Here is a 20554-nt window from a genome sequence, read left to right as displayed (position 1 = left end):
GAAGATAAATCTGTTGTTCACACGCTCGTTAATCTGGTTTGATTACCTAAAAATTTAAACAAGTATGGTTCATCCACTTCTTAGTTTAATTGAAATTTTTTCTGCAAATTTGAATTCTTATCGTGTAATGAATTCGATTTAGCAATTACATGATAAGAATATAATAATGGCAATTCAGTGGTATCCCGGGCATATGCATAAGGCCCAAAAAGAGATTAAAGATGTTCTACCTAGTGTGGATCTGGTTATTGAAGTGCTGGATGCGCGAATACCTTATTCAAGTGAAAATCCAGCTATTAAACACTTGCGAGGAGAAAAACCTTGTATAAAAGTGTTAAGTAAAACAGATTTAGCTGACCCTGAACTGACGCTCAAATGGCAAGACTATTTAGAGCAAGAAAAAGGCGTAAAAACCTTTCCTACTACCACCGAGCAGCCAGCAAAAATTAAGCAAATCGTTGATTTGTGTAGAAAAATGTTACCTGATAAAGATGCAGGTATTAAGTCCATAAATACTATGATTGTTGGTATCCCTAACGTGGGTAAATCGACACTGATTAACACCTTAGCGGATCGAATCATTGCGCAAACTGGCAATGTCCCGGCTGTGACTAAAACCCAACAGCGGATAAATTTGGGAAGTGGCATAGTGCTGTTTGATACTCCTGGTATCTTGTGGCCAAAAATTGAAAACGAAAACAGTAGTTATCGTCTTGCAGCATCAGGAGCCATAAAAGACACCGCAATGGACTATGAAGATGTGGGGTTCTATGCAGCGGATTACCTGATCAAAGCCTATCCTGATTTAATGCAGGAAAGGTTTAGTCTTGATGCTATTCCCGATACTGAAATTGAGTTTCTAGAGGCTGCCGCAAGCAAACGTGGTGCTTTACGCGCCGGCGGAAGAGTTAATTTGCATAAAATCTGTGAGGTTCTTATCAATGAACTTCGCTCTGGAAAATTGGGCCGTATTACCTTAGAAACTCCAGATATGGTTGTCCAAGAAGAAAAACTGGTAGCTGAATTAGCGGCACAAAAGATAGCCGAAAAAGAGGCTAAAAAACAGCGATTCAAAGACGGTTCTGCGACCCCGAATAAGCGCGATGCTAAAGCCATAAAAATGGAAGGAAAAACTAAAAATAAACGACGTAAACGTTGAAGTGGGTAGCCTAATTTTACAGAACATTCAAATGTTTAGGTAAAAAAATTACCGTTGATTTATGTTTCCAAGTAATTAGACGGAGCGGGTTTTTGATCTATACTTAATACGTATTCATTTTGTAGATGATCTTGATGACTGACTTTATTGAGCTAAATACCAAGAAGCTTCTCGAAAATGCCCACATTGGCGTCGTTATCCATCGCTGGGATACCTCCATTATATACGCAAACCCGACGTCATTACGTCTATTAAGGTTGAGCTATAAACAAATAATTGGTAAGTGTTCCATCGATCCTCAGTGGCGATTTTTAGATGAGTCAGGCAAAAAACTGCTGATAGAAGACTATCCTGTTAATAAAGTAAAACGAACCCGTGAACGCCTCAAAAACGAGGTGCTTGGTGTATTAGACAGCTCTGTTGATACTATTAGTTGGTTTTTCATTAACGCCTATTTTGAGGGGGAGCCTGGTAGCCCTGAAGCCTTCATTGTGGTGACCTTCACTGACATTTCAGATTCTAAACAATTATTTTCCTTTAAAGCCATTGTTGAAAACACCCAGGACATGGTCATCGTTACAGATGCGACAGATATTAACTACCCACTCAGTCCCAAAATTATTTACGTCAATAAAGCCTTCGAGAAAATAACCGGTTACAGTAAGGACAATGTAATTGGTGAAACACCGAGAATTTTACAAGGCCCTTTAACAGATAAACAAACTACTAATCGTATTCATCGTGCCCTGGAAAATTGTCAGGAGGTCAGTGAAACTTTATTAAACTATGATGCCAATGGCAGACCCTACTGGGTTGATATGAACATCATTCCCCTCAAAAACAAATATGATGAAGTAACGCATTTTGCTGCCATCGAGCGTGATATTTCAGAGCGTAAATTTTATCTCGAGCAATTAAAAAACAAAAATAATGAATTCAAAAAGTTGAAGACAGAGCTAGAAAATTTAATTGATGAAAGAACTAAAGAGCTACGACAAGCCAATGCTAAATTAGAAAAAATAGCCTACTACGATCCTTTAACCAATATCCCTAATCGACGTTTTTTTATTGATCATGCCCACCGATTAATTAAGTCGTGTAACAGGCGAGGGGCGTTGGTCGCTTTTGGTTTATTAGATATTGATGATTTTAAGGTGTTTAATGATACCTATGGTCATGATGCTGGTGATATTGTCTTAGTTGATATCGCGAAATTCTTAAATGGTTTCTTTCGAGTAGATGACGCTTTTTGTCGATACGGCGGAGAAGAGTTCGCCTTTGTCGCAGCAATTAAAGAGGCCGATGATGCAACTAGTTTGGCGGATCGCCTGTTGGACGGAATTCGTAATCTTAAAATAGATATTAACGCTACCACCCAGATATCGGTAACTGTGAGTATGGGGGTGCAAGTGTCTTTGCCCTCAGAAGAACTCGATTTAGAAAAAGGGTTAAAAGATGCCGACGTCACACTTTATCAATCAAAAGGAGAGGGCAAGAATCAAGTTAAAATTACCTTCGACCATAGATGATGCGTGAGATATTTTGCTCCCGATCCCTTTAAATAAACTACCTTTAAAAAGTAAAATGTTAACGCTAAAAATATTTACCTGTGAGTGTGAAGCCTGAATAGGCGTATTAGCTTAAAGTGGAATATAAAAATGTTAAACATCTGTTTATAATTCAGAGTTAAAAGATTACTATTAAATTATACGCTTAATGTGTTTTAGGAAGCCTGTGGAAGAGACTATTTTATTTGCTAGACAACCTATTTTTGATAGAAATTGTAAAATGGTCGCCAGTGAGATTCTTTATCGAGGAGATATATTCAACTCTGATAGTGATGACAAAAATCTTATCGCTACTCGAGATCTTTTGGTTAATGTGTGTACCTCAGTTTTCAACAGTAATGTAAACCTAGATCTTCCCATGTTAGTTAACGTTGATATGGATTTTTTAGACTCAGATTATTTTTTCCCTCTACCGCCTCATAATCTTATTTTTGAAATATTAGAAACCGTTGAACCTAGTGAAAAAGTGTTAAAAAGAATCGCTGAATTAAGGCGTCTTGGTTACGAATTTGCTTTAGATGACTACATTCTCGAACCCTCTAAATTTCCTTTCTTCAAACATATTAAAATATTGAAAATTGATATCCTTGATATTAATTTCAATAAATTAAAAGCAGTTTTTCCGAAATTAAAAAAAATTGGTTTTCAGTTACTGGCAGAAAAAGTTGAAGACCAAGCAAGCTTCGATGAATGCATGGAATTGGGTTTCGATTTATTCCAAGGCTATTTTTTAGAAAAACCATCGTTAATTAGCGGTCAAAAAATTGATGCTAATAAAAATTCCGCGTTGCAGTTGGTTTCTCAATTAAGTCGAAATGATATTGAAGCCAATGAAGTAGCTGAATTGATTTCTCGCGATCCTGTACTCACCGTTAAAATTTTAGCTTTGATTAATTGTCCGATTTATCAATTGGTTAGAGAAGTCACCTCGGTTAAAGATGCAGTGGTAAGGCTTGGCTTACAAGTGGTAAAACAGTGGGCAATGATCTTAACCTTAGCATCAAAGTCATCTCAACCGAGCGAACTATTTAGAACCTTATTAGTAAGAGCTAAAACCTTATCTTTATTTTCTGATAATCCATTAACGGGTGGGGTAAAAACGGACTCTTCTGAAAGTTTTTTGGTTGGTTTACTATCAGGAATAGATGCCGTTTTTCAAGTTGAAATCAAAGTTCTACTAGATAGCTTAACCCTTAGTGATTCGATTAAATCAGCCTTGCTTTTTCATGACAATGACTTGGGTAAATTACTGCAAAACACCATTGGTATCGAACGCTTGGACGACAAAGTATTTGAACGCCTATCTAAACAAGAACTTGAACTGTTTAAAAAGTGCTACTCTGATGCATTAAAATGGACAGACGAAGTCATGAATTATATTGATTAAGCCTGTTTACTTGAATGGGCTTAAGGTCATTATTATTCGTTTTTCGCGACATGTCTTGAAGTTAAAATATAACAAATTTAGCAGTTGGGTTTTCTCTAACTCATAATTAAGTTCAGCTCCGAGTAGGCCTCAGATAGCGGTTTTTAAAGCTAAAAGCTTAGCTTAAAACCTTAAGGCCAATGCGTCACATAAAAACTTCTGAAAAGGTTGGGCTCTGCCATAGCGTCTAGCAACTTCTTCACATAAATCACCTCCAAACAAGAAGGCTTCAGGAAGTCGACATATGGCAATAAAATCTTTGCGTTTTATCTCTTCAATAAGTGGATGATCTGCACTGAAGCCTTTAGGCGGACGTTTTAACTTTTCCCCCGACAGTTCATATATTTCGTTAAACGGCGCGTGTTGAATTGCGTCTTCGTAACTGTCTGGTTTTAAAGTAATGTACTCGCGTATGGACTTTAAGGCTTCAGGTTCTGGCCGCCAAGTACCTACACCTAGAAATACATTCTCCGGCTCGATGTGTAAATAAAATCCCGGTGCATGGACATTTTTGCCTATTTCATGACGAAATTGAATGCCCACATTAGTTTTATAGGGAGATTTATCTTTGCTAAAACGAACATCTCGATAGGGCCGCATCATTGAACCACCTATCTTTTTGGGAATGGCTTCGTAATGGGGCGAAATCATTTTGATCCAGCTATCCATACCTTCAATAAATTTAAGGGTAGGGGTGCGAACTTTGTCTTCATATTCCTGTTTATGATCGGCAAACCAATTTTTATCATTATTACTAGCCAGTTGCCTCAGAAAAGTCATCAAGCTTGGATCAAAATGAGTAAACATACGATAACTTCCTAATATTTGCGTCTTTGTATACCGGTTTCCGCCAAAATTTTAGCTGACATTTCTTCTATGGAAAACTTAGTGCTGTTCAAAAATGGTATTTTTTCTTTGCGATAAAGGTTTTCTACTTCTCGTAATTCCATTCGACACTGCTTCATTGATGCATAACGGCTATTTGCACGCCTTTCTGAGCGGATGGAATGCAATCTTTCGGGTGCGATGGTTAAACCAAACAGCTTATCTTTGAAGCGCCGCAGTGCTGGCGGAAGTTTTAAAATATCGCCCATATCTTCTTCGGTGAAAGGGTAATTAGCTGCTTTTATACCAAACTGTAATGCCAAGTATAAACTGGTTGGGGTTTTGCCCGAACGGGACACACCACAAAGAATAATATCAGCTTCGTTGTAGTCTTTAACATTCGAACCATCATCATTTGCTAAAGCATAATTTACTGCATCAATTCTATTGTCATAGGTCTTTTCATGGATGCTATGGGTTCGATGTTTTTCCGGCATAGAGGGAACACCAAGCGCTTTTTCCAGGGGGGCGACAAATTGGTCTAGGAAGTTATAATTAATCCCCACAGACTTTGCTATCATTTTTCGAATATCAGTATTTACGATGGTGTAAAACACCAATGGACGTAAGCCTGTCTCTTTAAATTCGTCTGAAATCTTATTTAGTACTTTTTTAGCTTGTTGTTCAGTTTCTACGAATGGTTCGGTGTAATGTTTAAATTCTACGGTGAAAAGCGATAGCAAAGCATGGCCAAACACTTCTGCGGTAATGGCTGTGCCATCAGATATGTAAAAAGCTGATCTCACTACAATTCCTTAACAATGTTGTAATTTTATTACAGAAAGAAATTAAATTTTACTTTCATCTTTACACCATTCTAAAATCCCTGACGCAAAAAGCCAGAAGGTGAACAAAATAAATTCGTACGCACCAATCTGAACACTATTTTGCAACAAAACTTATTTCGTTTGCGCCTTAGCAATCGAGCCCAGGACAAAAAACTTTGAGGTGTTAGCAGTGCAAGAATATGTACTTTGGTATGAGCAGTTGGGAATGAATGATGTAAATCGCGTAGGCGGTAAAAATGCATCATTGGGTGAAATGATTTCAAACCTGTCTAATGCAGGTGTTCAGGTTCCGGGGGGCTTTGCTACAACCGCATATGCATTTAACGAATTTTTAGAACAAAGTGGACTCGAAGATCGTATCCATGAAGTGCTAAATAGTTTAGATGTTGATGATGTGGACGCGCTAGCCAAAGCCGGTGAAAATATTCGTAATTGGGTAATTGAAACCCCATTTTTACCGAAACTTGAAAGTGAAATTAAAACCGCATTTGAAAAGTTACAAGGGGATGCTGGTGAAGAGGCTTCGTTTGCAGTGCGTTCATCTGCAACCGCTGAAGATATGCCAGATGCTTCTTTTGCAGGTCAACAAGAAACCTTTCTAAATGTGAAAGGATATGAGTCAGTTCTTGTGGCGATTAAGCATGTTTTTGCTTCGCTGTTTAATGATCGTGCTATTTCTTATCGTGTTCACCAAGGTTATGACCATAAGGGTGTTGCTCTATCTGCTGGCATTCAGCGTATGGTTAGAAGTGACGTAAGCTCTTCTGGCGTTATGTTCACCATCGATACTGAGTCTGGCTTCGAAGACGTAGTATTTATTACCTCATCTTACGGCTTGGGCGAAATGGTTGTGCAAGGGGCGGTAAACCCTGATGAGTTTTATGTGCACAAACCAACCCTAGACAAAGGCTTACCTGCTATTGTTCGTCGTAACATGGGCAGTAAGTTAATTAAAATGATTTACTCACCAGATTTGTCCCATGGTAAACAAGTTGAAATTGTGGATGTCGACAAATCTCAAAGCTTAGAGTTTTCAATTAATGACCAAGAGGTTATGGAATTAGCTAAGCAAGCTCAAATCATTGAAAAACATTATAAACGTCCGATGGATATCGAATGGGCTAAAGACGGCACTGACGGTAAACTGTACATCGTACAAGCTCGCCCTGAAACAGTGCGTTCTCGTGAAGATATTCAGGTTATTGAAAACTTCCAATTGAAAGGCAAAGCAAAAGTTGTCACTGAAGGTCGTGCTATCGGCCATAAAATCGGTGCAGGCGAAGCCAAAGTATTAAGCTCAATTGATGAAATGGGTAAAATTCAGCCAGGTGATGTACTGGTGACGGATATGACGGATCCCGATTGGGAGCCTATCATGAAAAAGGCGTCAGCTATTGTAACCAATCGCGGTGGCAGAACCTGTCATGCGGCTATCATTGCCCGTGAACTTGGTATACCCGCTGTTGTTGGTTGTGGTAATGCAACTGACTCCATCGAAACGGGTGATAAAATCACAGTGTCGTGCGCCGAAGGTGATACAGGCTATGTTTATGATGCCGAACTTGAGTTCGATGTAGTGACATCGCGTATCGATGCTATGCCAGATATTCCGTTGAAAGTGATGATGAACGTAGGTAACCCAGACCGTGCCTTTGATTTCGCACGTTTACCTCATAAAGGGGTAGGTCTAGCCCGCTTAGAGTTCATTATTAACCGTATGATTGGTGTGCATCCTAAAGCTCTATTAGACTTTGAAAACCAACCTGAAGAGTTGAAAGAAGAAATTTCTGAAATGATGGCGGGTTATGAATCGCCAGTAGAGTTTTATATTCAAAAGCTTGTGGAAGGTGTTTCGACTATTGCGGCAGCATTCTCACCTGAGAAAGTTATCGTACGTATGTCAGATTTCAAATCAAACGAATATTTCAACTTGGTGGGTGGCTACCAGTACGAACCAGATGAAGAGAATCCAATGCTTGGATTCCGTGGTGCGAGTCGCTACATCTCTGAAGACTTCCGTGATTGTTTCGCATTAGAATGTGAAGCTATTAAACGTGTTCGTAACACTATGGGTCTAACCAATGTAGAAGTGATGATCCCCTTTGTACGCACCGTTGACGAAGGTAAAAAAGTGATTGAATTACTAGCCGAGCAAGGTTTAGTGCAAGGTGAAAATGGTTTACGAGTCATTATGATGTGTGAACTACCATCAAACGCATTACTTGCAGATCAATTCTTGGACATCTTTGATGGCTTCTCAATCGGTTCGAATGACTTAACCCAGTTAACGTTAGGATTGGATCGTGACTCAGGGGTAATTGCTCATTTATTTGATGAACGTGATGAAGCAGTTAAAGTCTTGTTGAGTATGGCAATTAAAGCGGCTAAAAAACGCGGTAAATACGTTGGCATATGTGGACAAGGACCTTCGGATCATGAAGATCTTGCTGCTTGGTTGGTGGAACAAGGAATCGATAGTGTTTCCTTAAATCCTGATACTGTAGTAGAAACTTGGTTGTACTTAGGCGAAAAACACGCTTAGTCCCTACAGCAAGAACGCAAATACAATAAAGGCAGGTTAACCCTGCCTTTATTTTTTTAAGATAGTTGCTGTTTGTTGTTAACGATATTTACGGTTGAGAAGGTACCTGTCTAAGCGTCGAGCATTAACAGCCAATGAGTTTTGGCACTTTTGCAAACATTTTCGTGCAAACGGGATATCATAACTTAATAATACTAGGCCGCTTATTAAAAATAGAATAGAGCCTGGTAAGATGGCAAACACAATTCCTACAGCTGATAACAATGCGCCAAGAGTAATTCGTATTGTCTTTTTCATATGCTTCCTTTTTTATTGGTTACCATTCACTAATTTGAATAATGACTTAGTTAGATACAACCTTGAAGTTGATAACACGCCTAGACTACTAAATTAGTGTAGCGTTTAATTCAGTTTAAATGTGTTTCTTCATGTAACAAGTTGTGTTGTGTGAGTTTTCACTAAGCTATTTTCTGTGTTTCCCAACGACAAACTATCAATGATTAACTCATATTGTTGACCGAAGAAGGGGCATGGTGAGTGAGATTTGATTTACCATGACGCTTAGAAATACACTTTTTTAGCACCTGCCAATAGTTGCTTTCGATACAATCAAAACCCTCGTACATTCCTCTTTGTTTAAATAATACATGAGCTTTTTTTAAATTTTGCGCCGGTATCTTTTGATGGATGTGATGTTCTAAGTGGTAGTTAACATTATTCGGGCAAATCAATAAGGAAACGAATGGATTGGTTAAGGTAGTGCGCGTATTTAAACACGGATCCAAAGCATTTATGTTGGTCACAGCGCCATGTTCGCCCATGATTCTAATTCTACTAAGGGCTGGATAGATGAAAATATAGCCTGCCCAAAATACGCTATAAATCCACAGAGCATTGAAAAATAATAAGCTGACGATAATAACGCTATGAACCAGTATGTTTGGTAGCCGTTTTTGCCAACTGGAGACGCTTATTTGGTAGGCAATTTCTTTAAATCCATTAATGCCACTGAAATCACGAGCAAATTTTCGCACCATACTACTTGGAGTTGCAGGGTAGCCAATCACAAATAGTTTATCTGGATCTTGTGTGCTACCAGCATAACGATGATGCAGTCCATGACCACTTTTAAAGGCGTGGTAATCAACTAATACCAATCCACCTAATAACCAACGACCTACAATATGGTTTAGGCGGTGACTACGGAATAAGGTACCGTGTCCAGCGTCATGGTTGAGTATGGCGATACCTAGTATCCTGCCCCCCACAATCCAACTGCAGCAAATAAATGTGTACCAATAAGGGAAAATTAGTAAAATTATGCCGGCAGCAGAAATCAATGCATAGTTAACTAAAACACGATACCATCCCACCAAATCAGAAGATTGACACAGGGCTCTTAATTCGTCAGAAGAAATATGATCTGAAAGTTTTAGCAAGGTCGTATATCCAAATAGAAACACCTAAGTATAGGTATAACAAAAAATAGGGAAGTTGCAAATAATTTGTTATGAAGTTAAATTATCAAATTGCTATTGATCGACTCGACGCGGACAGCGCCGATAAAAAAGTGCTTGAATTACTCAGTGCTATCAAAGGGTTTCAAATATCTGAATTGACAGGTCTTTCTGCAAAACAATTATTGGTGATTGCGGATAAATTGGGGATCAGTGAAGCGTCTATGCGGATGGCATTATCGCGTCAGACAAAACAAGGAAAATTAATTCGAGATAATGGAAAATATGCTTTGGCAAAGGGTAAGAATCCTTTTGTGCTGCCGCGTTTCTGGTTAGACATAAAACCACGTAGCATAAAGTGGAATGGGCAATGGTTGTTGGTGAATCAACTGCAGCACAAGTTTACTCCTACTATTATGCGAAGGTTACATAGTAAGGCAGAGTTACTTGGTTTTAAGTTTTTTCAGAATCTAGGTTGGGTAAGGCCTAATAACTTAAACGACTTAGCTGAAGAGACCATTTTTCATTTTCATTCGATTATCGATAAACCAAAAATTTTAATTGGCAATTTAACCGATATTGACCCTGAAACCGCTAAGTTGTTTAAGCATAGTTGGCCCACAGACGAATTAAACCAATTTTATGTTGATGCCAATGAGTTGATTGCCAATGAATGCAATTCAATGGAAAGTCAATCAGAACAAGATATTTTGGTACGCAGTTTCGCCCTTGGTCGTTTAGTAGTTGAATATTTGTCGAAAGATCCATGGTTACCTAGGGAGTTGATTGACTTACCGGCGCGCAATAGATTGTTCGATAAAACCGTTGAGTATTATCAGAAAATTACGCCTTTATGGCTAAATGTAATGAACCAACCCTAACGGCAATGTATTTTTAGTTTCATATAAATCAATTAGATAGTTGATCTTGTATGATGAAATCAACTTATAAATTATATCGAATGTATTTAGGTAAAGCACAAAGCAACAGGTTATAATATGCCTATCTTTTTTGGACGTTTAAAACAGTGACAATGTTACCGAGTATTGATCCACAATCTGCGTTAGAAAATCATTACCAAATGTATTTAGAAGCGTTATCTGCTTCTGGTTTCTCTGGTGATATTGAATACAGTTACGCAAGCCGTTTAGCGGTAGCCACGGATAATTCGATTTATCAAAAATTACCACAGGCAGTGATATTTCCTAAATCTACTGCTGATCTGACTTTAATTGGTCGCACTTCAAATCAATATGAGCAAGTCAAATTTAGTGCTAGGGGAGGCGGTACTGGTACCAACGGACAGTCTCTTACAAGTGGTATTATTGTTGACGTATCTCGTCATATGAATGCAATCCTTGAGATTAACGCAGAAGAGTCTTGGGTGAGAGTGCAAGCTGGCGTTGTAAAAGATCAATTAAACGATGCCTTACGTCCACTTGGATTTTTCTTTGCTCCGGATTTGTCCACAAGTAATCGCGCCACTATTGGCGGCATGATCAATACCGATGCATCAGGGCAGGGCTCTCTAGTTTACGGTAAAACTAGTGATCACGTTTTGGCACTAACCTCTGTTTTAGTGGATGGAACTATTTTAGAAACTGCTCCTATCGCCATTGAGCGCGCACAAAATGCAGAATCACAAAATCGCCGTTTAACTGATATTGCCGCACAGCTAATTGCAACCTGTGTGGATAAACGACAACAAATCTTAGCTAAATTTCCGCGCATGAATCGTTTTCTGACAGGCTACGATTTAGAGCACACTGTATCCGATGATTTAACCCAGCTGGATATTAGTCGAGTTATTACTGGCTCAGAAGGCTCACTGGTTTTTGTTTCTGAGGCAAAACTGAATATTACCCCAATTGCCAAATGCAAAGCCCTTGTGAATATCAAATATGATTCGTTTGAATCAGCCCTGCGACATGCCCCTCATATGGTTGCCGCTAATGCGACTTCTGTCGAAACTGTTGATAGCAAAGTCCTTAATTTGGCCAAACAAGATATTATTTGGCATTCAGTGAAAGACCTTATTCAAGACGTACCCGGTAAAGAGGTTCTCGGCTTGAATATGGTTGAATACAATAGTGAAGACAAAACAGAAATAGAAAGCAAAATAGCGCAGCTATGTGAAAGGTTAGAGGACGCTCAAAAGCAAGGCATAGATGGCATAATTGGTTATCAGCTAACCTATGATGTGGCTGATATTAATCGTATTTACGCAATGCGTAAAAAGTCTGTTGGCTTATTAGGTAAAGCAGATGGCTGGAAAAAACCCATTGCCTTTACTGAAGATACCGCTGTACCTCCTGAAAATCTAGCCGATTTCATCATGGAATTTCGCGCCCTTTTAGATAGCAAAGGCCTTTTTTATGGCATGTTTGGTCACGTTGATGCGGGTGTATTGCATGTTCGGCCAGCCTTAGATATGAGTGATCCAAATCAGCAAAAAATCATGCAAGAGGTTTCCGATCAAGTGGTTGCCCTCGTTTCCAAGTATGGTGGTTTGATGTGGGGGGAGCATGGTAAAGGTTTTCGCAGTGAGTATGGGCCAGAGTTTTTCGGTGAAGAATTATTCCTTGAATTGCGAAAAATTAAGAGTGTCTTTGATCCACTAAATAAAATGAATCCGGGAAAAATATGCACTCCCATTGAGTCAACAGAACAGTTGGTTAAAGTCTCCGATTTAAAACGTGGTGATCTTGATAGACAAATCCCCATTGCCGTTCGCGATTCGTTTGAGGCTGCAATGAGCTGTAATGGTAATGCACTTTGTTATAATTACGACACTACATCAACCATGTGTCCGTCTAGTAAAATTACCCGTGATCGTCGTCATACACCTAAAGGTCGGGCAGGGATGATCAGAGAATGGTTACGTCTACTTAGTCAAAATAAGGTGGATATAATTGAACTGGAAAAAGGCGAAGATCGCCCATCTTGGTTTGAACGTCTGCAAAACACTCGATATAAATCGAAAAAACCGGATTTCTCTCACGAAGTGCTAGAAGTTATGGAAGGGTGTTTAGCTTGTAAGGCCTGTGCAAGCCAATGTCCAGTGAACGTAGATGTACCGTCTTTCCGTTCGCGATTTTTAGCAATTTATTATCAACGTTACTTGCGTCCGGCTAAGGACGTATTAACTGCCAATATTGAGTCAATGGCGCCTTGGATGGCCAAAGCACCCGCGATGGTTAATTTCTTTCAACGCCAATCTTGGATCAAAAATGGAATAAAGCGCTATATAGGTTATGTAGATGCCCCGTTATTGTCTGAACCGTCACTGGATAAGCGGCTTCAACAAAAACAAATCATGCCTTTTAACTTGCAGACTTTATCTGGCTTAAGTGAAAGGGAAAAGGCTGCAACAGTGTTGATAGTGCAAGACCCTTTCACAAGCTTTTACGAAGCTGAGGTAGTGGAAGCGTTAGTTCAATTATTGCAAAAACTTAATTTTAATCCGGTGATTCTGCCATTTAAGCCCAACGGCAAACCTCAACATGTTAAAGGCTTTTTAGGGAAATTTGCTAAAACAGCGAAAAACACAGCTGATTTCTTAAATCAGATAGCAAGACTAAACTTACCTATGATAGGCATCGATGGTTCTTTAGTATTATGTTATCGAGATGAATATAGTCGTATTCTAGGTAGTCAGCGTGGTAATTTTAATGTTCAGTTGGTGAATGAGTGGCTTGCTAGTCAAACTCTTGAAAGAGAGCTGTTAGACAAAATGCAAGTTCATGGTACACCTGATGTCGATTTTAAACTCATTTCACATTGCACAGAAAAAACCAGCATTGCTGGAAATGATAACCATTGGAAAGCAATTTTTTCTTGGTTTGGTTTAAACTTGACACCTATCGCAACTGGATGTTGCGGCATGGCAGGCTCCTTTGGTCATGAGCTAATTCATCAACAAGAATCAAAAGGAATTTATGACTTAAGTTGGAAGCAAGTGGTGGACTCAACCCCTCAGCAAACACTTTTGGCAACAGGATATTCATGCCGTACTCAAGTGAACAGATACGAAGGTTTCAAACCTAAGCATCCAGTACAGGCACTGTTAGCAGTATTACAGAAATAGAAATCGATAAGGATAGTTATGACAGAACCTCAAAAAATGAGTCAGGAGCAAATGACTCAATGGGTACGTTCACAGTTTCAACGAGCAAATAAACATTTGGCAGAAAATGGCGTTATTTTCGATTCAGTGGTGACTGAAGAATGTCGATATTTAGCTCCTTATGTAGCCGTTTGGAAAATAAAAGCATTAGATAACAAGTATTATTGGGTGATAAGTGGCGACTTACCTTGCGATTTTATGCCCTATGAAAGTGAGAAAAGTGCTAGGGATGTACTTCGTCGATTTTCTTTCCAATGGCAGTTAAAGGCACAGGATATTGAAGAGAGTGGCAACATTGACGCCACGCAAAAACAGTTTGCTGAAATGTTAGTTATGCGAGCTGAAGGACTTTATGCACTTTATAATCAAGAAGAGCTGTGGAAAGAAATAAAGGGCGGTAAAGCCTAAAGTTAGAAATGAATGTGATGAAAAAATACAGCACCTAAGGTGCTGTATTAGTGAGTCAATTCCACTCGGTTGAGTGAAAATTCTGCGGTAGAACATGCCATTTTTTGTCTGGCTATTCCTGCATCCATATAAACTGGACCGACTGGGTTGAATCCTTGGTTTTTATAGTATTCTACCCCTTCCAAGTCACACTGGACGTATACTTGTTGCAAGCCTAATCGATTAGCGTTATCAACTAGTGCCGCGAACAGTGTGCGGTAGACTTCTGGCCCACGAAATTTTGGAACAACTGCAACACGACCAATTTCCCCGCGAGTGGTTAACCTGCCTGTTGCGATTTCTTGTTTTTCTTTGTCAAGTACGAGCACATGTACAGCATGCATGTCTTGTTGATCAAATTCACATTCTCTAGGAATGCGCCATTCGTAAACAAAAACCTTTTCTCTTAACCTACTTAATGTATGTTTTGCTTTTTCCCAGTCAACGTTTTGGACTGTTAACGTCACTGAAGCAGTCTCCTTAAAGTTCGTTAAATATCAGGGTACCAACCCCCTGAATTAACGAGTCTAGCCAATAATTGATTAAAAATTAAGCCGTTAGCGTAATTATTTTTCTCTTCGCTATCCAAAATAGTAGAATTTAGCATAGCCGACAGCATATCTTCATGTTCAGGCTCAACGTTTATTCGATGTTGGTTTACCCAGGTAACCATCTGATATTTATCGTTAAATCTCATTTTTTGCTGGATTATTCTGGTGTCGAGTTTGCGCTGAAACATCACCCCATCGTCGAGCATATTAATGATTTCATTAAGGGTATAATTTTCTGTTAAATCAGCCGAATACATATCTATGTCTTTGGTTTCTGTAAAATAAGTCGCGATAAAATCATCAAAATGAACAGAGTCGATCATATCCTTAAACATGTTTCTAATTTTTTCAATCTCAGACGATTTGATTTCAAAGCGCGAGTCTCGCGACGAGATATCAGGATCGCTATAACGGTGATTAAACAAATTTTTGGCTTGTGCATAGTCAACAAATCCATCTAGCAACTCTCTTTGAGTGGGGGCTCGGAACCCTACGGAATAGTTCAAACATGGTGTTAACGCAACGCCATTATGTGGAAAGCCAGGCGGAATATAAATTAAATCACCAGGCTCAAGGATTTCGTCAATGATGGGATCGAAGCCGGTAATTTGTTTTAGATTTTTAGCTGGCTGAATGGAGTCGTAGTGTTTATTTGCGCCAACTTGCCAGCGTCTTGAACCACGGCCTTGAATAATAAATACATCATATTGGTCAATATGAGGTCCAACGCCACCATTGGTTTCAGAGTAACTGACCATCAAATCATCGACTCGCCAATTAGGAATAAAATCGAAACTGTCTAACAACATTTTAGCTTCGGGAATATAGTGATCAACAGATTGTACCAACAGCGACCAATCGCCGATGCAATGGGGCGTAAAGTCTGAAAAAGGCCCCTGTGAATTTGCCCAAACACCTTTTTTCTTGGAGATGATCCGTGAGTCGATATCTTCTTCTTGAGCAAGACCCGCAAGTTCATGTTCGTCCAAAGGATCACTGAAGTTAGCAAAAGCTTGGCGGATAACTACCGGTTTTTTCTGCCAATAATCCTCTAGAAAACGCTGTTTATTGGGAAGGTTTAAAGTATACATTTAGATTAACAATTTCCTTAATTGTAGGTTATTGGATCTCACTCATAAAATAAGCTGTCAGTGTACCAAGTCCTTTGAGATTAAGCTTCTGTTCGCGCTCAAATTTAATCGCTGCTCGGCTATGTAAATACGTATTTTGACAGACTAAAATTTTACTTGCTTGCCCGTGGCTTTCTAAGCGGGAGGCTAGGTTGACGGTTTCTCCCCACACATCAAAAAGCATATTGTCCAATCCAACGCAGCCAGCGGTTAAAGGTCCGCTAGCAATACCAATTCTTATTTGTAGGTTTAAATTTAGCTGGTGACAAAGATTATTGAAGCTGTGCAGCATTGTTTTTGCGGCCTGACAAGTTTGTATGGCGGGATTAAGACGTTTTTCGTAAATACCGCATACAGCCATATATTGATCACCATTGGTCTTTATCTTTTGCAGTTGGTTTTGACGACTAATTAAATCAAATTCACAATAAAATGCATTTAGTAACTGCATTGTTTGTTGAGTGTTAGAACTACTGCAATGCTGGGTGTAGCCTTGAATATCTGCAAATAATACCGAGCAAGAATGTTGCTCTAATGGAATACTTGAATGACTGTTTGTAAAGTTTGTTAGGAGTCGTTTAATTAACGGTTTAGGTAAGGTTTTCTGTAATAGATGGGATATACGCGCTTTGTCTCGACTCATTCTCAAATGCGCTCTGCGAGTATTTTGGAAAACCAACAGGCTTGAGGTGATGGCCGCGCCAGATATCATCAGACATGTTCCCATAGTTAGCCAAAACTTCTCGACTTCATTGGGTTGCAATGTATGCCGAGGAAATTGCCAAAATGCTTCAATTCCACAAAAACACACAACATAAATAACCAAATTAGGAATGTACTGTCGCTTTTCCCAGTCTCGATACAGAAAGGGACTAACAAATAAGCCAATTAAAAAGAAAAAATGAAACTGTAAGTTTATGCTCCAAATAACACTGGAAATTCCAATGTAGGAAACGAATCCGTACATGAGTAGGGCTCTGGCAGAAACGAAATGATGACGCCAATTGAAACGAAGTATTTGGATAAAAATAACAATGTGTAGAACGCACAATACTAGTACTGGAAAACCACCATACTGCCAAAAGCCCACAATAAATGGCAGTTGTATAACTAAAAAAGTTAAAACCATTAACGAGATCGTATTAACTATTTTTATATGGCTAAAGTTGTCTAAATCGTTTTCATTGATACCGAGAAAGGCAATTTGCCGAAATAGATCTTTTATCATTTGGCAATCCTTGCCGAATTAATTCCTATATCTTTAAACCTAGCAACAAAGTTGCATTTTTCCCATATGAAGCAAGTCTAGTTTTATTCAAATATAATTCTTAACTAAATTGGCTCTGATACGTTCTCGGTTTCCTAACTCTTCATTTGTTATATCACTAGGCTGGTTAGTCGAGTTCAAATGCGAAGGGTAATAGGCCAGCTATATCAACCGATTGAATATTACCTTGGTTGTCAGACATCAATATTTCGGTATTTTTGTCTGCAAATTCTTTGATTTTTTGGCGACAACCACCGCATGGAGGACAGATTTTTTCGTTTGGACTGGCGACTAAAATTTTAACGATTTTTTTGCCACCATCCAGAATCATGGACGCTATTGCACCGGCCTCGGCACATTGCCCAAGGGGGTAAGCTGCATTCTCAACATTACATCCAGCATATACTTTGCCGTTATCCGCTAAAATTGCCGAGCCTACTCTAAAATTTGAATAAGGGGCGTAGGAGTTTAATTGTGCTTGTTTAGCCGCCTGGATTAGTTTTTGTGTGTTATTTTCCAAGTTTTTTATCTTACATTTTTAAAACGGCCACACAGTTTGCGATAAAACCTAAGGTGTTGACAAGTATTTATCAAAATAGAGTGTTAATTACTATAATAAAAAGCGCTAGTTTAGGTCTGATTAATACGTATTTGTGCAGTGCTAGGCTTTACTTTCAGGGCTAAATAGGCGAGTCTTATCTTGCTCTTTTGGGCGTTATTTTCTTAACCTTTAAATCTAGATAGATTTAATTTCTGTTACATTTGTCCAACTTTCAAGTGCCATTACAATTCAATATGAATAAACACCTTTTGTTATCTTTATTTCTTATTTCTTCAGGCCTTACTGGGTGCAGTATCAATTCGGGTTCAGCGCTGCATTCAAAAGTCGAAAGTATTCTTATTCCTGAGCCGCAACCTTTAAACTTTAGATCGCAGCTAGCCATTGCTAGATACAATCAAATACTGACGCAAACATCATTGAGTAATGAAGAAAAAGCCGAATTGTTATTTTTACGCGGTACCCATTACGATACTGTGGGATTAGCTGGGTTGGCACAATACGATTTTGGTCGCGCTAAACAATTAAAGCCAGATATGGCCGAAGCGTATAATTCTATTGGCATTCACTTCACCCAACAAATGGACTTTAACGAGGCCTATGAGTCGTTCGATTCTGCTTTAGAAATTAATCCAGAGTTAGATTTTGCGTTATTAAATAGAGGGATCGCACTTTATTACGGCAAGCGTAATGAACTAGCCATGGAAGATCTCTATCGGTTTTATAATAAAGACAAAGAAAATCCTTTTTCTGCTCTATGGCTTTATTTAGCGCATAAAGAAGTGAATGAAGAAGCTGCGTTGGTGGAATTAAAACAACACCGTGAAAACCTTTCCGATGATCATTGGGGCACAATAATTGTTGATTTTTACTTGGGCAAAGTTAGCCGCAATAGATTATTAAATGGGTTTGTCATCGGTCCTAAAAATACCGTTGAACTAAACCAGCGTATGTGCGAAGTGTATTTTTACATGGGCAAGTTTTACGAAAGTCGTGGTGAGCGGGGATTAGCTCTAAATTATTTTAAAATGGTGTTGAGCACTAACATTTATGATTACGTAGAGCATCGTTACGCAAGGCTGGAGATAGATAAGTTACGTAAACAGGCATCTGAAGACTTAAAAAGTTAAGTCAAATGCGTAAATAATGATACTTCGCTTCCTGCTATTTACCCTGATTTCCCTGTTGTTAAGGGCCGATAGCGTATTTTCGCCGAACTTTTTATATGATTTAGGTAGCCGAAAAGCCCAGCAATACAGTCCACTTTATATTGCCGCCGAACAAAAACATGCTGATGCTTTAACCTTATTAGCGAACATGGCCATTGAGCATGAACACCTTTATTGGATCCACAAAAGTGCCGAAATAGGCTCCCTAAACGCATTCTTGTACCTTGCAAATAACAGTTCTGACATACCTAGCAAAAAGCATTATCTGTCCCTAGCTGCAAAACTAGGCGATGCTGAAAGTCAATTCCAACTAGCTTTGTTATCATCTACTGGTTCTACAAAGGTCCGGTTGTTAGAAAATGCAGCGTCCTCTGGCCATAAAGAAGCCATTGTCTCTTTGTACTATTGGTTTAAGCAGTTAGGCACATCCGATTCAGAAAATAACTGGTTAAACAAAGCTGCGGAACTCAAACCTAACCTAAGTCGGGCTTATGCCGATCATCTTTGGTTAAATCAGAGTCCTGAGGACAGTATCAAATGGTTGCTTAAACAAGCTGACAATCAAGATGCTAGTGTGCAAAAACAAACCCAAGCATTGCTTGCAGATATTGAAAGCATGCGTTGGCACGCGTCAGATCAAAGGCAATCTATAAACAATGATTTGAGGCAACCCCAATGTGCCCTCAATATACAATTTATTGCCGGCTCTTTGCGAGCGATAGAGCAAGTAGATGAGTTAGCACTGCGTTTTCAATCTGATCCTCGTTTTAGCTCTTTCCCTATTTGCTTCAACCATCCTGTGTGGCTAGCGCCTGACGAATTAGGCTGTAGCAATAAAACACAATCAAGTTTAACTTGCTCATTGCAAGCCGTATCTGAATTGGCAAGTACCACTGATTTTACCCACGCAATTGTTATTTCCGACAAGGGCATTGCTAATGTGCATAACGGTGTAATGTTTTTGGATAAGGAAGACGATTATAAGGTGTTTTTACATGAACTGGCCCATTTTGCGGGGTTTATTGATGAGTATGAAATTGATCAAGTGATGGCAGAAAAGCTATGCACATCCGGTCAAGCGCCAAACTTGGTGTATGCTGACAACAAACCGCAAATAGTTGACACCGAGTTTGCCCAATATCATCGTAAATTCGAAAAAATCGAATTCACTAAAACGGCTACTTGTAACCAAACCCCGGGTAACGCCTATAAACCCGTTAAGCAAACTACCTTTATGGAGCATCATGATGTTGGTGTGATCCCCGATTTGTATTTGCAAATCTGGCGTGATTCGTTAAATGACAAGCTTAGCTTAATACCTATATATGTTAATTTTGCACAATGGTACGAATCAACAGGAGATCATAAACAGGCTGGGTATTGGTGGTATAAATATAATGATTATCGTTCATAATGATTATTGTCTAGTACGTCATGAAAAGTCGTCTACATTTTTTGAAATGCTTAACTACAATGACTG

General features: G+C 39.0%; 17 protein-coding genes. 9 read left to right on the top strand and 8 right to left on the bottom strand.

The window, feature by feature from the left end:
• The first annotated feature begins 166 nt into the window (after window positions 1-166).
• The 3 genes from ylqF (at window position 167) to ABJV04_RS18825 (ending at window position 4114) form a co-directional block, all read left to right on the top strand.
• Window positions 167-1159: a ribosome biogenesis GTPase YlqF gene (gene ylqF, locus ABJV04_RS18835; RefSeq protein ID WP_348493151.1), complete on the top strand. Its 993-nt coding sequence runs from the start codon at window positions 167-169 to the stop codon at window positions 1157-1159.
• A gap of 134 nt (window positions 1160-1293) precedes the next feature.
• A complete protein-coding gene (locus ABJV04_RS18830; protein WP_348493150.1) occupies window positions 1294-2688 on the top strand; it encodes a diguanylate cyclase in 1395 nt (464 codons plus the stop codon).
• A 205-nt stretch (window positions 2689-2893) separates the two neighbouring features.
• Window positions 2894-4114: an HDOD domain-containing protein gene (locus ABJV04_RS18825; RefSeq protein ID WP_348493149.1), complete on the top strand. Its 1221-nt coding sequence runs from the start codon at window positions 2894-2896 to the stop codon at window positions 4112-4114.
• A 162-nt stretch (window positions 4115-4276) separates the two neighbouring features.
• Here the strand turns inward: ABJV04_RS18825 and ABJV04_RS18820 are convergent, their stop codons facing one another.
• A complete protein-coding gene (locus ABJV04_RS18820) occupies window positions 4277-4960 on the bottom strand; it encodes a DUF2461 domain-containing protein (RefSeq protein WP_348493148.1) in 684 nt (227 codons plus the stop codon).
• Window positions 4961-4971: 11 nt separating this feature from the next.
• Complete coding sequence (locus ABJV04_RS18815) at window positions 4972-5784, bottom strand: pyruvate, water dikinase regulatory protein (protein WP_348493147.1); 813 nt, start codon at window positions 5782-5784, stop codon at window positions 4972-4974.
• 211 nt (window positions 5785-5995) lie between these two features.
• Here ABJV04_RS18815 and ppsA point away from each other — a divergent pair, with 211 nt between their 5' ends.
• A complete protein-coding gene (gene ppsA, locus ABJV04_RS18810; RefSeq protein ID WP_348493146.1) occupies window positions 5996-8368 on the top strand; it encodes a phosphoenolpyruvate synthase in 2373 nt (790 codons plus the stop codon).
• Window positions 8369-8446: 78 nt separating this feature from the next.
• Here ppsA and ABJV04_RS18805 read toward each other — a convergent pair whose 3' ends face one another.
• Both ABJV04_RS18805 and ABJV04_RS18800 read right to left on the bottom strand, forming a co-directional pair.
• A complete protein-coding gene (locus tag ABJV04_RS18805) occupies window positions 8447-8665 on the bottom strand; it encodes a tellurium resistance protein TerC (RefSeq protein ID WP_348493145.1) in 219 nt (72 codons plus the stop codon).
• 203 nt (window positions 8666-8868) lie between these two features.
• Entirely contained in the window at window positions 8869-9807 is a 939-nt protein-coding gene (locus ABJV04_RS18800) for a fatty acid desaturase (RefSeq protein ID WP_348493144.1), read from the bottom strand.
• Between the two features lie 71 nt (window positions 9808-9878).
• Between ABJV04_RS18800 and ABJV04_RS18795 the strand changes: the two genes are divergently transcribed.
• From ABJV04_RS18795 to ABJV04_RS18785, 3 genes are all read left to right on the top strand, one after another.
• Window positions 9879-10706 (top strand): hypothetical protein, encoded by an 828-nt coding sequence (locus ABJV04_RS18795; RefSeq protein WP_348493143.1) that lies wholly within the window; start codon window positions 9879-9881, stop codon window positions 10704-10706.
• A 152-nt stretch (window positions 10707-10858) separates the two neighbouring features.
• On the top strand, window positions 10859-13912 hold the full coding sequence (locus ABJV04_RS18790; RefSeq protein WP_348493237.1) for an FAD-binding and (Fe-S)-binding domain-containing protein: 3054 nt from the start codon (window positions 10859-10861) through the stop codon (window positions 13910-13912).
• 18 nt (window positions 13913-13930) lie between these two features.
• Window positions 13931-14359: a DUF4826 family protein gene (locus ABJV04_RS18785; RefSeq protein WP_348493142.1), complete on the top strand. Its 429-nt coding sequence runs from the start codon at window positions 13931-13933 to the stop codon at window positions 14357-14359.
• A 47-nt stretch (window positions 14360-14406) separates the two neighbouring features.
• On the opposite strand, the gene ABJV04_RS18780 is transcribed toward ABJV04_RS18785, so the two are convergent.
• The 4 genes from ABJV04_RS18780 to cdd form a co-directional block, all read right to left on the bottom strand.
• The gene (locus ABJV04_RS18780; RefSeq protein ID WP_348493141.1) at window positions 14407-14865 is read right to left on the bottom strand and encodes a GNAT family N-acetyltransferase; all 459 of its coding nucleotides are present in this window, start codon (window positions 14863-14865) and stop codon (window positions 14407-14409) included.
• A 23-nt stretch (window positions 14866-14888) separates the two neighbouring features.
• Window positions 14889-16040, bottom strand: a complete 1152-nt coding sequence (locus ABJV04_RS18775) for a cupin domain-containing protein (RefSeq protein ID WP_348493140.1) — start codon at window positions 16038-16040, stop codon at window positions 14889-14891.
• A gap of 28 nt (window positions 16041-16068) precedes the next feature.
• A complete protein-coding gene (locus ABJV04_RS18770; protein WP_348493139.1) occupies window positions 16069-17307 on the bottom strand; it encodes an adenylate/guanylate cyclase domain-containing protein in 1239 nt (412 codons plus the stop codon).
• A gap of 166 nt (window positions 17308-17473) precedes the next feature.
• Window positions 17474-17866: a cytidine deaminase gene (gene cdd, locus ABJV04_RS18765; protein WP_348493138.1), complete on the bottom strand. Its 393-nt coding sequence runs from the start codon at window positions 17864-17866 to the stop codon at window positions 17474-17476.
• 275 nt (window positions 17867-18141) lie between these two features.
• On the opposite strand from cdd, the gene nlpI reads away from it, so the two are divergent.
• A complete protein-coding gene (gene nlpI / locus ABJV04_RS18760) occupies window positions 18142-19035 on the top strand; it encodes a lipoprotein NlpI (protein WP_348493137.1) in 894 nt (297 codons plus the stop codon).
• Window positions 19036-19051: 16 nt separating this feature from the next.
• Window positions 19052-20488 (top strand): hypothetical protein, encoded by a 1437-nt coding sequence (locus ABJV04_RS18755; protein ID WP_348493136.1) that lies wholly within the window; start codon window positions 19052-19054, stop codon window positions 20486-20488.
• Window positions 20489-20554: the final 66 nt, after the last annotated feature.

It is taken from the genome of Aliiglaciecola sp. (assembly GCF_039982535.1).
Taxonomy (GTDB): Bacteria; Pseudomonadota; Gammaproteobacteria; order Enterobacterales; family Alteromonadaceae; genus Aliiglaciecola.
The sequence above is the reverse complement of the archived record's forward strand: the minus strand, read 5'-3'. Positions and strand labels throughout refer to the sequence as shown.